Source organism: Streptomyces carminius (genome assembly GCF_002794255.1).
Lineage (GTDB): Bacteria > Actinomycetota > Actinomycetes > Streptomycetales > Streptomycetaceae > Streptomyces > Streptomyces carminius.
The window spans coordinates 22,480-37,462 of sequence record NZ_PGGW01000069.1; the positions used below are offsets into that span (position 1 = coordinate 22,480).

6 protein-coding genes are annotated in these 14,983 nt (G+C 74.1%); 2 read left to right on the forward strand and 4 right to left on the reverse strand.

Features of this window, described 5'->3' with window-relative positions; genetic code table 11:
• The first annotated feature begins 250 nt into the window (after positions 1–250).
• Positions 251–5,362 carry an NAD-glutamate dehydrogenase gene (locus CUT44_RS27200; protein ID WP_100204629.1) on the forward strand — a complete coding sequence of 1,704 codons (5,112 nt, stop codon included), beginning with the start codon at positions 251–253 and terminating at the stop codon, positions 5,360–5,362.
• 69 nt (positions 5,363–5,431) lie between these two features.
• Here CUT44_RS27200 and CUT44_RS27205 read toward each other — a convergent pair whose 3' ends face one another.
• From CUT44_RS27205 to CUT44_RS27220, 4 genes are all read right to left on the reverse strand, one after another.
• Positions 5,432–6,367, reverse strand: coding sequence for a carbohydrate ABC transporter permease (locus tag CUT44_RS27205; RefSeq protein WP_100204630.1), 936 nt, complete (start codon positions 6,365–6,367; stop codon positions 5,432–5,434).
• Between the two features lie 118 nt (positions 6,368–6,485).
• Entirely contained in the window at positions 6,486–7,844 is a 1,359-nt protein-coding gene (locus CUT44_RS27210) for a carbohydrate ABC transporter permease (RefSeq protein ID WP_100204631.1), read from the reverse strand.
• 25 nt (positions 7,845–7,869) lie between these two features.
• Positions 7,870–9,243 carry an ABC transporter substrate-binding protein gene (locus CUT44_RS27215; RefSeq protein ID WP_100204632.1) on the reverse strand — a complete coding sequence of 458 codons (1,374 nt, stop codon included), beginning with the start codon at positions 9,241–9,243 and terminating at the stop codon, positions 7,870–7,872.
• A gap of 221 nt (positions 9,244–9,464) precedes the next feature.
• Positions 9,465–12,653, reverse strand: a complete 3,189-nt coding sequence (locus tag CUT44_RS27220; RefSeq protein WP_100205216.1) for an FHA domain-containing protein — start codon at positions 12,651–12,653, stop codon at positions 9,465–9,467.
• Positions 12,654–13,044: 391 nt separating this feature from the next.
• Here CUT44_RS27220 and CUT44_RS27225 point away from each other — a divergent pair, with 391 nt between their 5' ends.
• The gene (locus CUT44_RS27225) at positions 13,045–14,829 is read left to right on the forward strand and encodes a serine/threonine-protein kinase (protein WP_100204633.1); all 1,785 of its coding nucleotides are present in this window, start codon (positions 13,045–13,047) and stop codon (positions 14,827–14,829) included.
• Positions 14,830–14,983: the final 154 nt, after the last annotated feature.

Consider the following 14,983-nt stretch of genomic DNA (forward strand, 5'->3'; position numbering starts at 1 on the left):
CGTAGAAGTTAACTCTGAGATTTTGTACACATGCGATCGATGAGGTGGGTTAGCCTGACCACGTGATCAGCGAGGTACCCCCGGAAGGCAGCGTCGCCTCCGCAGTGGGCCCCCGGCGCCGTGGTGCCGGGGCCGTCGCCGGTCACCCTCCCTCCCGGCATGACGCCCCGCCGAAGCGGACACTGTGTGTGTCGGCGTCGTGCCCTCACCACCTTGACGTCACGCAACGGCGCGCGACAGGAGCCAGACGATGCAGACCAAGCTGGACGAGGCAAAGGCCGAGCTGCTCGAACGAGCCGCCCGGGTAGCCGACAGCACTCCGGCCGGAAGCAGGCCGGTACCGGGCCTGGGCACCGGGACCCTCGGCGCGTACCTCCAGCGTTACTACCTGCACACCGCGCCCGAGGACCTCACCGACCGCGATCCGGTCGACGTCTACGGAGCCGCGGTCTCCCACTACCGGCTGGCCCAGGAGCGCCCGCAGGGCACCGCCGACGTCCGGGTGCACACCCCGTCCGTCGACGAGAACGGCTGGACCTGCACCCACACCGTCGTCGAGATCGTCACCGACGACATGCCCTTCCTGGTGAACTCGGTCACCAACGAGCTGACCAGGCAGGGTCGCGGCATCCACCTGGTGATCCACCCCCAGGTCGTCGTCCGCCGCGACATCACCGGCAGGCTGCTGGAGGTGCTGGACGCCGGCCGCGACCCGCACTCCCCGGTCGCCGGCACCCACACCCGGAACGAGCTGCCGCACGACGCGGTCGTCGAGTCCTGGATCCATGTCGAGATCGACCGCGAGACCGACCACGAGGACCTGCGCGGGATCACCGCCGATCTGCGGCGCGTCCTGTCCGATGTCCGCGAGGCGGTCGAGGACTGGCAGAAGATGCGGACCGCCGCGGTGCGGATCGCCGACGGACTGCCCGACGAGCCGCGCGCCGGAGAGGTGTCCGGGCAGGAGGTCGAGGAGGCCCGCGAGCTGCTGCGCTGGCTCGCCGCCGACCACTTCACCTTCCTCGGCTACCGCGAGTACGACCTGACCTCCGAGACCGCCGCCGACGGCACGGAGGAACTGCTGCTCACCGCCGTGCCCGGCACCGGACTGGGCATCCTGCGCTCCGATCCGCGCCAGGCCGACGCCGCCACCGACGGCACCGCCACCGAGACTGCCTCCGAGACCACCGCCGAGACCGCCGACGGCCGGGACCCCGCGGCCGGGACCGGAGAGGACGACAGGCACCACACCCACCCGGCCTCGCCCTCCTTCAACCGGCTCCCCGCCGGCGTCCGCGCCAAGGCCCGCGAGCCCCGGCTGCTGGTGCTCACCAAGGCCAACAGCCGCGCCACCGTGCACCGCCCCTCGTACCTGGACTACATCGGGGTGAAGAAGTTCGACGAGGCGGGCAACGTCGTCGGCGAGCGCCGCTTCCTCGGCCTGTTCTCCTCGGCCGCCTACACCGAGTCGGTGCGCCGCGTCCCCGTCATCCGCCGCAAGGTCGAGGAGGTCGTCGCCGCCGCGGGCTTCACCCCCGACAGCCACGACGGCCGCGACCTGCTGCAGATCCTGGAGACCTACCCGCGCGACGAGCTCTTCCAGATCCCGGTCGGTGAGCTCCGTTCCATCGTCACCTCCGTGCTCTACCTCCAGGAACGCCGCAAGCTCCGCCTCTACCTGCGGCAGGACGAGTACGGCCGGTACTACTCCGCGCTGGTCTACCTGCCGCGCGACCGCTACACCACCGCCGTGCGGCTGCGGATGACCGACATCCTCACCGAGGAACTGGGCGGCACCGGCGTCGACTTCACCGCCTGGAACACCGAGTCGGTCCTCGCCCGGCTGCACTTCGTCATCCGCGTCCCGCAGGGCACCGAACTGACCGTGCTGACCGAGGCGGACGGGGAGCGGATCGAGGCCCGGCTCGCCGAGGCGGCCCGTTCCTGGGCGGACGGCTTCTCCGAGGCGCTGGTCGCCGAGTGCGGCGAGGAACAGGCGGCCGCTCTCGCCCACCGCTACGCGGACGCCTTCCCCGAGGGCTACAAGGCCGACTTCCCGCCCCGTACCGCCGTCGCCGACCTCCAGCACCTGAGGCGGCTGGAGAGCGGAGCGGGCGCCGAAGACGCCGGTGGTGCCGGTGGCGCCGGCGGGGCCGGGGACTTCGCGCTCAACCTGTACGAGCCGGTCGGGGCCGCTCCCGGTGAGCGCCGGCTGAAGATCTACCGCACCGGCGAGCCGGTCTCGCTCTCCGCCGTTCTGCCGGTCCTCCAGGCGATGGGCGTGGAGGTCATCGACGAGCGCCCCTACGAGCTGCGGCGCGCCGACCGTTCCCGGGTGTGGATCTACGACTTCGGGCTCCGGCTGCCCGCCGGCCAGGAGCGGGGTGCGGTCGGTGACGCCCGCGAGCGCTTCCAGGAGGCCTTCGCCGCCGTGTGGACCGGCGCGGCCGAGAGCGACGGCTTCAACGCGCTGGTGCTCTCCGCCGGGCTGACCTGGCGCCAGGCGATGGTGCTGCGCGCGTACGCCAAGTACCTGCGGCAGGCCGGCTCGCCCTTCAGCCAGGACTACATGGAGGACACCCTCCGCCGGAACGTCCACACCACCCGGCTGCTGGTCAGCCTCTTCGAGGCCCGGCTCTCCCCGGACCGCACGGGAGCGGGCCGCGAGCTGACCGACGGGTTGCTGGAGGAGCTGGACGGGGCGCTGGACGAGGTCGCCTCGCTGGACGAGGACCGCATCCTGCGCTCGTTCCTCACCCTCGTCAGGGCCACCCTGCGCACCAACTACTTCCAGCCCCGCGACGCAGGCTCCGGCCTGCCGCACGCGTACGTGTCGATGAAGTTCGACCCGCAGGCCATCCCGGACCTGCCCGCGCCCCGCCCGGCGTACGAGATCTGGGTGTACTCGCCACGGGTGGAGGGCGTGCACCTGAGGTTCGGCAAGGTCGCCCGCGGCGGGCTGCGCTGGTCCGACCGGCGGGAGGACTTCCGCACCGAGATCCTCGGCCTGGTGAAGGCCCAGGAGGTCAAGAACACGGTGATCGTGCCGGTCGGCGCCAAGGGCGGCTTCGTCGGCAAGCGCCTGCCCAGCCCGGCGGAGGACCGCGAGGCCTGGCTGAACGAGGGCATCGCCTGCTACAAGACCTTCATCTCCGGCATGCTCGACATCACCGACAACCTCGTGGACGGCCACGTCGTGCCGCCCGAGCGGGTGGTGCGGCACGACGGGGACGACACCTACCTGGTGGTCGCCGCCGACAAGGGCACCGCGGCCTTCTCCGACATCGCCAACGAGGTCGCCACCGCCTACGGCTTCTGGCTGGGCGACGCCTTCGCCTCCGGCGGCTCGGCCGGCTACGACCACAAGACCATGGGCATCACCGCCCGCGGCGCCTGGGAGTCGGTCAGGCGGCACTTCCGGGAGCTGGGCCACGACACCCAGGGCGAGGACTTCACGGTCGTCGGCATCGGCGACATGTCCGGCGACGTCTTCGGCAACGGCATGCTGCTCAGCGAGCACATCAAGCTGGTCGCCGCCTTCGACCACCGGCACATCTTCCTCGACCCGGATCCGGACCCGGCCGTCTCGTACGCCGAGCGCCGCCGGCTGTTCGAGCTGCCGCGCTCCTCCTGGGCCGACTACGACACCTCGCTGCTGTCCCCCGGCGGCGGCGTCCACCCCCGCAGCGCCAAGTCCGTCCCCGTCACCCCGCAGGTGCGCGAGGCGCTGGGCATCGCGGACGGCGTCACCAGGATGACCCCGGCCGAGCTGATGCGGGCCGTCCTCACCGCACCGGTGGACCTGCTGTGGAACGGGGGCATCGGCACCTACGTGAAGGCGTCCACCGAGACGCACGCCGACGTCGGCGACAAGGCCAACGACGCGATCCGGGTGGACGGGGCGGACCTGCGGGCCAGGGTCGTCGGCGAGGGCGGCAACCTGGGCCTCACCCAGCTCGGCCGCATCGAGTTCGCGACGAACGGCGGGCGGATCAACACCGACGCGATCGACAACAGCGCGGGCGTGGACTCCTCCGACCACGAGGTCAACATCAAGATCCTGCTCAACTCGGTCGTCGCCGCGGGCGACATGACGGTCAAGCAGCGCAACGCCCTGCTGGCCGAGATGACCGACGAGGTCGCCGAGCTGGTGCTGCGCAACAACTACACGCAGAACGTCGCCCTGGCCAACGCGATGCGGCAGGCCCCCGACCTGCTCCACGCCCACCAGCGGTTCATGCGCACCCTGGCACGCCAGGGCCGGCTGGACCGGCAGCTGGAGTTCCTGCCCGCCGACCGGCAGATCCGCGACCGGCTGGCGCACGGCCGCGGCCTCACCCAGCCGGAGCTGGCGGTCCTGCTGGCGTACACCAAGATCGCCATCACCGAGGAGCTGGTGGACACCGGCCTGCCGGACGACCCGTACCTGCAGAAGCTGGCACACGCCTACTTCCCCACCCCGCTGCGCGAGCGCTTCCCCGAGCGGATCGAGCAGCACGCGCTGCGGCGCGAGATCATCACGACCCTGCTGGTCAACGACATGGTCAACACCGGCGGTTCGACCCTGGCCCACCGGATGCGGGAGGAGACCGGGGCCGCCACCGAGGAGATCGTGCGGGCGCACACCGCGGCCCGGGAGATCTACGACCTGGCCCGCGTCTGGGACGAGGTGGAGGCACTCGACAACACCGTCGCCGCCGACGTCCAGACCCGTATCCGGCTGCACGCCCGCCGGCTGGTGGAGCGCGCCACCCGCTGGCTGCTGAACAACCGGCCGCAGCCGCTGCGGCTCGCCGAGACCGTCGACGTCTTCCGGGACCGGGTGGAGGTGGTCTGGTCCGAGCTGCCCAAGCTGCTGCGGGGCACCGACCTGGAGTGGTTCCAGCGCGTCCACGACGAGCTGACCGCTGCCGGGGTGCCCGGTGAGCTGGCACTGCGGGTGGCGGGTCTCTCCTCCGTCTTCCCCGCCCTGGACGTGGTCGCCGTCGCCGACCGCACCGGCCGGGAACTGCTGGACGTCGCCGAGGTGCACTACGACCTCGCCGACCGGCTGGGCATCACCGAGCTCCAGGACCGGGTCAGCGAGCTGCCCCGGAACGACCGCTGGCAGTCGATGGCCCGCGCGGCGATCCGCGAGGACCTCTACGCCGCCCACCAGTTGCTCACGGCCGACGTGCTCGCCTCCGGGGACGGCGGCGCCACGCCCGAGCAGCGCTTCAAGGCGTGGGAGGCCAAGAGCGCCGCCGTGCTGGGCCGGGCCCGCGCCACGCTGGAGGAGATCCGGGACTCGGAGACCTTCGACCTGGCCAATCTGTCCGTGGCCATGCGCACGATGCGCACCCTGCTGCGCAGCAACCGCTGACCCGCACGCACGGGACAGCGGTGAGGGGGGCGGCCGGCCGGCCGCCCCCCTCGTCCGTGTGCGGGCCCGCTACTTCACCGCGCCCGCCATCACACCCGAGACGAACTGCCGCTGGAAGGCGAAGAACACCGCCAGCGGAATCACCATCGAGACGAACGCGCCGGAGGCCAGCACGTCGATGTTGTTGCCGAACTGCCGCACCTGCTGCTGGAGCGCGACCGTGATCGGCGGATCGCCGGCGTCGGCGAAGATCAGCGCGACCAGCATGTCGTTCCACACCCACAGGAACTGGAAGATGCCCAGCGAGGCGATCGCCGGGGCGCCCAGCGGCAGGACGACCCGGGTGAACAGCCGCACCTCGTTCGCGCCGTCCAGCCGCGCCGCCTCCAGTAGTTCGCGCGGGATCTCCGCGAAGAAGTTCCGCAGCAGGAAGATGGCGAAGGGCAGTCCGAACGCCGTGTGGAAGACCACCACACCGATGGTGGTCTCGAAGATGCCCAGGGTGTTGAACAGCTTCGCCACCGGGATCAGCGCCACCTGGACCGGCACCACCAGCAGCCCGACCACCAGCAGGAACCACCAGTCGCGGCCGGGGAAGTCCAGCCAGGCGAAGGCGTATCCGGCGAGCGAGCCGATGACCACCACCAGCACCGTGGAGGGCACGGTGATGACCAGGGTGGTCAGCAGGGAGTCGGTGATGGCGTCGTTCTTCAGCAGCGCCTCGTAGTTGGCCGCCGTCAGCTGCGACCAGTCGCCCAGCGACGTCCACCAGCCGGAGGAGGCGATGTCGGACCGGTCGCGGAAGGACGACAGCAGCAGGCCGGTGGTGGGCAGCAGCCACAGGAAGGCGATCACCACCAGGGTGAAGCGCACCGCCCAGTGGCCGGTGAGGGCGGCGATCCGTGAGCCCAGCGACTGCCGGGCCCGCCCGCCGCCGTCCTCGTGCCCGGGAGCGGCCGCGGGGCCGGGCCCGGGGCCGGGCGTGGTTCTGGAGAGAGTGCTCACCGTCGGTCCCCCCTCCTCGGCCGGCGAACGCCGCCGTGCTCGTCCGGGGAGCACCCCTCCCCCTCGCTCCGCCGGGGGGACCCCCAGGGCCCCCGGCCGGCGGGCCGGCTGGTGTCCGTCATGAGCGCTCCCTTCTCAGCCGGCGGATGTTGAAGATCATCACCGGCACCACCAGCAGCAGCAACAGCACCGCGATGGCGCTGCCGACGCCCTGGTCGGCGCCGGTGCCGAAGGACGACAGGTACAGCTGGAGCGCCAGGACGTTCGCGTCGGACTGGGTGGCGCCCGGGGCGATGATGTAGACGAGGTCGAAGATCTTCAGCACGTTGATCATCAGGGTGACGAGGACGACCGCCAGCACGGGGGCCAGCAGCGGCACCGTGACCCGGCGGAAGACCTGCCACTCGTTCGCCCCGTCCACCCGGGCCGCCTCCAGCAGCTCCCGCGGTACGCCCGCCAGGCCCGCCGCGATCAGCACCATCGCGAAGCCCGCCCACATCCACACGTAGGAGGCGATGATGGCGGGGGTGATCAGGGACGGGCCGAGCCAGTTGACGCCGTTGTACGCCTCGGTGAAGTTGGACGCCGGCAGCCGCAGCCGCGCGCCGTCCGCCTCGGCCGGAAGGGTGTAGGTGCCGTTCTCGCCGGTGGTGGCGGTGGCGACGACCTCGCCGTCCCGTACGGCCTCGACCTCTATGCCGGCCAGGGCCTTCTCGCCCGGGTCGATCACACCCGGCTCACCGCCGCCGCCCCTGGAGAAGTCCACCCAGACGGTGCCCGACACCCCGCCGTCATCCGCGGACTCGGCGGGTTCGGCGTCGGCGGCGCCGGTGAGGTCCTGCGGGGGGACGCCGACCAGCGGCAGGTCGGCCGGGTCCGCCGCGTCCGCCGCGGCGGCGGTGGTGTACGAGCCGCCGCCGGAGGACTCCAGGCCGGAGTCCGGCCGCGGCCGGGCACCGGGCCAGGCGGAGGCCTCGCTGAAGGTGTCGTGCACGCCGACCCAGATGGCGTTGGCCACGCCGCGGTCCGGGTCCTGCTCGTACACCAGGCGGAAGATGATGCCCGCGGCGAGCATCGAGATCGCCATGGGCATGAAGACGATCAGCTTGAACGCGGTGGACCAGCGCACCCGCTCGGTCAGCACCGCGAAGATCAGTCCCAGGGCGGTGCAGACGGTCGGGGCGACGGCCACCCAGATCGCGTTGTTCTTGATCGCGGTCAGGATCCGGTCGTCGGTGAACAGCTCGACGTAGTTGTCCAGGCCGACGAAGCCGGTCCCGGCCGCGTCGAAGAGGCTGCGGTAGACCGAGTAGACGATGGGATAGACGACCAGCGCGCCCAGCAGCACCAGCGCGGGCAGCAGGAAGAGCCAGGCCAGCCAGGGCCGGGTACGGACGACGGAGGTGCGCGGGGTTCCGGGGACGGGCGGACCCGGCCGGCCTGGGGCCGCCGGGCCGCCCGCGGTGGCGGTGGACATGGCAGTTGCGCCTCCCGTTCCGCCGTCAGTCGCCGTACGCCCTGGCCGCGGCCGCCTCCAGCGCACGCTGGGCGCCGGCCACGTCCGACGGGTTCCGCAGGAAGTCCTGGAGCGCCTTCCACTCACCCTGGCCCTTGGTGCCGCCGAAGGCGGCGGGAGCCTGGTCGGACATGTCGAAACGGAAGTCGTCGCCCGCGCCGATCAGCGCGTCGGCGATGGCCTTCAGCGCCTCGTTGGGGTAGACGGAGGTGTCCAGCTCCTTGTTGGGGGAGATGAAGCCGCCCCGCTCGGCCCAGATGGCGGCGGCCTCGGGGGAGGCCAGGAAGGTCAGCAGGGCGTGGGCGCCCTCGGTGTCCTTCAGCGCCACCGCCGCGTCGCCGCCGCTGACCACGGGCTGCTCGTCACCGACCGCCGGGAACGGGAAGACCTTGGCGTTCTCGCCGATCTCCGACTTGGTGTCGGCGATGTTGACGGCGACGAAGTCGCCCTCGTAGACCATCGCGGCCTGCGGGGCCTCGGGGTCGGCGAAGACCTGGGTCACGGACTTGGGGAACTCCGTCCGCAGCGCGCCCTCGTTGCCGCCCGCGAGGAGCTTGTCCTCGCCGAACAGCTCGCCGAGGGTGGTCAGGGCCTCCTCGACGGACGGGTCGGTCCAGGGGATCTCGTGCGCGGCGAGCCGGTCGTACTTCTCGGGGCCGGCCTGGGAGAGGTAGATGTTCTCGAACCAGTCGGTGAGCGTCCAGCCGTCCGCGCCGCCGACGGAGACCGGCGGGACGCCGGAGTCGGAGATCGTCCGGGCGGTCTCCAGGAACGCGTCCCAGGTCTCCGGCGCGCTCACCCCCGCGTTCTCGAAGGCGGTGGTGTTGTACCAGACCAGGGATTTGTTGGCGGCCTTGTAGTAGACGCCGTACTGCTCGCCGCCGTGGGAGCCCAGGTCCCGCCAGCCGGCGGAGAAGTTCTTGTCGAGCTGCTCCCGGGTGGCCTCCTGCACCGGCTTGAGCCAGCCCTTCTCGGCGAACTGCTGGAGCACGCCGACCTGCGGCAGCATCGCCACGTCCGGCGGCGCGCCGCCCTCGATCTTGGAACCGATGAAGGTGGCCACGTTGTCGCCGGTCGGCACGAAGCTGACCGTGGCGCCCGTCCGCTCCTCGAACTCGTCGAGGACCTTGCGGAAGTTCTCCTGCTCCGGGCCGGTCCACACCGCGGCGACCTGGAGCTCCTGCCCCTTCAGATCGGGCAGCTCGACGGTGCTCTGCTGCTTCTGCGAGTCGTCTCCGGAGCCCCCGCCGTCGTCTCCGCCGCCGCAGGCCGCCGCGGTCAGGGCGAGGGCCAGCGCCGTCACCAGCGCGGTACCCGCTCTGCCGGCCCGTGATCGGGTCGTACGGACAGAAGTGCGCATGCTCACCGTCCCCACTGCGGGCACGGGCGACCGGCGGCCGACCGTGCCGCACATCCGAGTGATCAGTCCTACGCCTGACAACACTGCCCTGTGACGCGGTGTTTACATATCAACTCGGCCTTCGTGACTGCCTCGTGACCCGTATGGCCCCACGGGCCCGGCGGACGGTCCGGGATGCCCCGGAACGCCCGGCGGCCGGCCCCGTAACCGGAATCCGGGCGTCACATCAGCGGGGGAGCGGGACGGGCGCCGGCCTCCCGGGCGGCACGTTCCATCGCGCTGGCGAGCAGCGCCAGATCGGTCGGTCCGTTGCCCAGCTCGCGCACCGGACGGCGGGTGGGCGGGTCCCCGGCGCGCGCCCAGTCCAGGGGCACCACCGTGGGCCGCAGAGTCGCGGTCCGGGGGATACGGCCCGTCACCCGGCCGGTCTGGAAGGCGGTCGCCGGTCCGCCCGGCCGGTGCAGTGTCCCGCGGCCCGGCGGGAGGTCCTCCCCGCGGTCCCCGGGGTCCTCGGGACTCCCGGGCGCCCGGGCACCCAGGGACACCCGCAGCACCGCCTCCCGGTCGGCGGCGGTCCGCGCCGTACGGTCGGGGCGGCCGGTCGCGGCTATCAGGTGCACTCCCAGCCGGGCCCCGTCCCGGGCCACGGCGTCCAGCGCCCGGACCACGGAGCCGGCCGCGGGACGCCCGGGATTGCCCAGCGCCGGATCGACCAGTATGTCGAAGTCGTCGACGAGGAGCACCAGTCTGGGCGGCGGTCCGGCCGCCTCCCCGGCCGCACCCGCCGCGGCGGCCGGGGCCGCGCCGCGGGCCCGGAGCTTGAGGGTGCCGTGGCCGGAAGCGTGGCCGGTCCCCGGCGCCGCCCCGTCGGCGGCACGGCGCGGTGCCACCACCCGGGGAGCCGGGCCCGCCGCGGGCTGCCGGGCGGCCGTCTCCCCGGCCGCGTACGCCTCGTACGGGTGGTCGCCGAACAGCTCCGCGCGGCGCTTCAGCTCGCCGGTGAGCGCCTGGGCGAACTCCCGCATCCGCACCGGGTCGCCCGCGGCGAGGTATGTCGAGGCATGCGGCAGGTCGCCGCAGACCCGCAGACCGGCACCGCTTCCGCCGCCTCCGTCACCACCCCCGTCCACCAGGACCAGGGACAGCCGGTCCGGCCGCTCCCCGGCGGCCAGCGAGGCGGCCAGCGAGCGCAGCAGCTCGGTCTTGCCGGTGCCGGGCGCGCCGCCGACCAGCACCGGGCCGCGGTCGGCCACGAGATCGGCGGTCACCGGACCGCACGCGCCCGCGCCCAGTACCGCGCCGGCCCGCGGGAGGCCGGCACCGGCACCGGCCGGCGGTGCGGCGGGCTCCGCCCAGCGGGCCAGCAGCGCGGCGGGCGTGGCCCTGGCCAGCCCCAGTTCGTCGAGGAGCCGGGTGCTCCGCGGCAGCGGCACCGGCCGGGCCGCGGCCGTCTCCCGGGCCGTGTCGGTCTCGTACAGCGGGGCCAGCGCCCGGGCGAAGCGCTCGGCCCAGGCCGCCGACACGCCGTCCACCGTCGCGAGCGGGGCCCCGGCCGGATCGGTGTCCCGGCCGACCACCCGGACCGTGGTGGCGACGGCTCCGCTGAGCAGGCCGACGGCGCCGCAGACGCGGAAGGCGGGGGAGACCTCGGCGGCGGCGGCCAGGGTGACGGCCAGCGGGGAGGCGGGGGTGGCGGCCGGGGTCTCGGCCAGGCACAGCAGGTGGATTCCGGCGGCCGGGCCGTGCTCCGCCAGCCGGGTCACGGTCTCGCGGAGCTCCGCCGTACCGGGATCGCCGTCGACCACGACGACCGTCAGCGGACCCCGTCCCGGCTCCGGTCCCGGCTCCCGGCCCGGGCCGGGGCCCGTCGTGCCCCGGTCCGCCAGCCGCCGCACCAGCTCCTCGGTGCGGGCGGCGGCCTGCTCGCGGTCGTACGCCAGCAGCAGCCGGCAGTCCTGGCCGCGGGCCGGGCGCAGTTGCGGCAGCCAGCCGAGCCAGGACCAGTCCGGGCACCGGCCACCGTCCGGGGAAGGGCCGCCGGACGCTCCGCCGGGTGCCCGGCCCGCGGCCAGCAGCACGATCTCCAGGCTCCCCGGCCCGTGCAGCGCGGCGAGCTGGGCGAGCACCGAGCGCGCCAGCGCCAGCAGCCGCGGCCGTGGCCCGGCCAGCCCGAGCGAGCCGGCCTCCCGCAGGTCGACGCTCAGCGGCGCGACGGCCCCGGCCGCGCGGCGGACGGTGCCGAGCCGGACGGTCAGCGCGTCGGGGTGGTCCGCACCGCGCTCCCACAGCCGGGGGCCCGGGCCCAGCGCGGCGAGGAGGATCTCGGAGAGGTCGGGACAGGGGCCGTCGTCCGGCGGGGCGGCGCCGGGGTGCCCGGTCGGACGTCCGGCCGTGTATCCGGCGGTGTCCGCCGCCCCGGTGCCCCCGTCCCGGCCGTCCCCCGGGCCGCCGGCCGGCCGCCCTCCGGCGAGCCGCCGTGCCCATGCGCCCAGCCCGCCGCGGCCGGGCCGCCCGTCGGCGGGGTCCGCCCCGCGCGGGTGCACGAATCCGGTGCCGTGGGTCACGTCCCCACGGGGACGGGGGCGGTCGGCACGCCCCTGCTCGATCTCCTCGGACGCCCCCGCGCCGCGGCCGGGGCCGGACGCGGCCGCGTACGGCGGTGCCGCCCGTCCCGGCCCGGAGACCGTCCCGGCAGAGGGGGGCGCGGGGGGCGGGCAGGGGACGCGCCGGGAGATCCGCAGCCGCCCCTCGCCGTCCGGCACGGTGGGCAGGACGGGCAGTCCCTCCAGGGCCTCCGCCCCGGCCCGCAGCCGTACGGCGGACTCGCCCAGCCGCAGCGTCGCGCCCGGCGGCAGCGGCACCGGACGGTCGTGGACCGCCGTGCCGTCCACCGTCGTGCCGTTGGTGGAACCCAGGTCGGTGACCGTCACCGCGCCCGCGTCGGTCACCGTGACCGCGCAGTGCAGCCGGGAGACGTCCGGGTCGTCCAGCGGTACGTCGGCCTCGGCGGAGCGGCCGACGCGCACCTGCCCGCCCCGCAGCAGGTGGACCCCGCCCGCGTCCGGTCCGGCCACCACGTGCAGCCGGGCCCGTGCCCCGGCGGCGGGGACGAGGCCGTGGCTCCAGGGGGCGATCGGCCCGTACAGGGACACCACCGCGCCGTCCACCAGCGGCGGCGCCCCCAGCGTCTGGCGCTCGGCGTCCAGCCGGCGGCTCCCGGCGAACACCGCCACCGCGTCCGCGGACCCGGGAGCGGGCGCGGTGCCCGCCGCGGCGGCGGCCGCGGCGAGGGCGCCCGTCACGGCGGCGAGGGGTGTCCCGGGCGGAGCCGTCACCAGCACGTCGCACCCACCCGCGGTCTGCTCCGCGTGACCGCCGCGCGGTCCGAGGACGGTCAGCCGGATCTGCATCGCCATCGGCTCCTTCAGTCCCGTGATGCTGGATGCATCCTCGCACCGACCACTGTCATCGCGCCCGCGATCCGGCACAGAGCGATCATGGCTGATCGACTCCGGGTGAGAAAGTGGCCGGTAATCGTCTGTTGCGTGAGTGCTCCGATCGGATAAGCGATCATCGCCGAAAGAGCACCGCCGGGCCGGATGCCGGCAACCTTTCCCGCCGCGTGACGCGTCTCACCCGCCGGACGGAGCGGAGGGCTCGGCCGGGGAACCGGAAGCGGACGGACCGGACGGACCGGGGCGGTCGCACCCGTACACCCTCCTCCGGTACGGCACTACAGTGGGCCGCCGGGGCACGCAGTGGCCGCCCCGGCAGTCCGGACAAGACCAGGGAGCGCATGACGTGCGGCCGGTAGGCAGCAAGTACCTGCTCGAAGAGCCGCTCGGACGCGGCGCGACGGGCACCGTCTGGCGCGCGCGCCAGAGGGAGACGGCGGGCGCCGAGGCGGCCGTGGCCGGACACCCCGGCGAGACCGTGGCGATCAAGGTCCTCAAGGAGGAGCTGGCGAACGACCCGGACGTGGTGATGCGCTTCCTGCGCGAGCGCTCCGTCCTGCTCCGCCTGACCCACCCCAACATCGTCCGCACCCGCGACCTGGTGGTCGAGGGCGATCTGCTCGCCCTGGTGATGGATCTGATCGACGGCCCGGACCTGCACCGCCATCTGCGGCAGAACGGCCCCTTCAGCCCGGTCGGCGCCGCGCTGCTGACCGCCCAGATCGCCGACGCGCTGGCCGCGAGCCACGCCGACGGGGTCGTGCACCGTGATCTGAAACCCGCCAACGTGCTGCTCGCCGGTTCCGACGACGACCCCGCGGGCCTGCGGCCGATGCTCACGGACTTCGGCATCGCCCGCCTCGCCGACTCCCCGGGGCTGACCCGCACCCACGAGTTCGTCGGCACCCCGGCCTATGTCGCGCCCGAGTCCGCCGAGGGCCGGCCGCAGACCTCCGCGGTGGACGTCTACGGCGCGGGCATCCTGCTGTACGAGCTGGTCACCGGCCATCCGCCGTTCGGCGGCGGCACCGCCCTGGAGATCCTCCAGCGCCATCTGAACGAGGAGCCGCGGCGTCCCGGCAGCGTGCCCGTACCGCTGTGGACCGTCATCGAGCGCTGTCTGCGCAAGAACCCCGACGAGCGGCCCGGCGCGGAGGACCTCGCCCGCGCCCTGCGGACGGTCGCCGCGGGCATCCGGGCCACCGCCACCCCGGCGCAGGCCGAGGCCGCGATGGGCGTCGCCGCGCTGCTGGGGCCGGACCTGTCGCCCACCCCGGTGCCCGGCGCCGCGGACCCGACCCAGGTGCTGCCGACCTCGGGCCGCGGCGGGGACGGAGTCCCCGTCCACGACCCGAGTGCCGCGACCAGCTTCCTGCCGCACACCGGCGGACCCGGACAGGCCGGACAGGGCGGTTCCGGCGCGGACGCCACCCAGGTCATGCCCCCCATGCCCGCCGGTCCGCCCGGCGGCCAGGGGAACCAGCCGCCGCGTCCCGACGAGCCGCACCCCTGGCAGACCCAGATGCGGGCCGCCCGGGACCGCAACGAGCAGACCCAGATCCAGCCCCTCGACCCCGAGCTGGACCCGCTGCGCCGCCGCCCCCAGCGCCGTGCCGCGCCGCAGCCGCCGCAGCCCCCCCAGCAGCCGCAGCCCTCCCGGCAGCCCCACCCCCCGCGGCAGCCCGCCTCCCGCCGCCGTCAGCAGCAGCAGGCGCCGCAGCAGCCGTACGCCCCCGCGCCGTCCCGGCGGCCCGAGCCGCAGCCGCGGCGGTACGAGCCCCCCCGCCCCGCCGCGCCCGAACCCGCCGCCCGGCAGCCGCGGCAGCGCGGCGCCAACCGCATGCGCGTGCCGGGACTCGGCTGCCTCAAGGGCTGCCTGTTCATGGTGCTCATCCTCGTCGCGGTCTGCGTGCTGGTGTGGAACTTCACGCCGCTGCCCGAGTGGTGGGACCAGGGCCGCGAACTCTGGAACGACACCAAGAACACGGTCGGTGACGCCTGGAACTGGCTGGAGGAGCTGGTGGGCGCCGGCGAGCAGGCGGCGAACCAGGTCGAGGACGTCCAGAACGACATCCAGGACGTCCGGGACAGCGTGCCGGAGGCGCCGGAGGTGCCGGCGGACAACGGCTGAGCCGGCCGCGAGTCCGCCGACGGGTCGGTCAACGATCCGCCAACAGGTTCGCCGCCGAGGGGCTTTGTCGACTTTCGGCGGCGGATTTCCGTCACCGGGGTGACGGTTGCCGCCGTCCGGGGCGCGCGCACCCCCTCGGGCCGCGTAGTTTTGT

Excerpts from the sequence above, each read along its gene's own strand:
- CUT44_RS27200 (WP_100204629.1), top strand. The coding sequence starts at position 251 with ATGCAGACCAAGCTGGACGAGGCAAAGGCCGAGCTGCTCGAACGAGCC.
- CUT44_RS27210 (WP_100204631.1), bottom strand. The coding sequence starts at position 7,844 with ATGTCCACCGCCACCGCGGGCGGCCCGGCGGCCCCAGGCCGGCCGGGT.
- CUT44_RS27215 (WP_100204632.1), bottom strand. The coding sequence starts at position 9,243 with ATGCGCACTTCTGTCCGTACGACCCGATCACGGGCCGGCAGAGCGGGT.
- CUT44_RS27220 (WP_100205216.1), bottom strand. The coding sequence starts at position 12,653 with ATGCAGATCCGGCTGACCGTCCTCGGACCGCGCGGCGGTCACGCGGAG.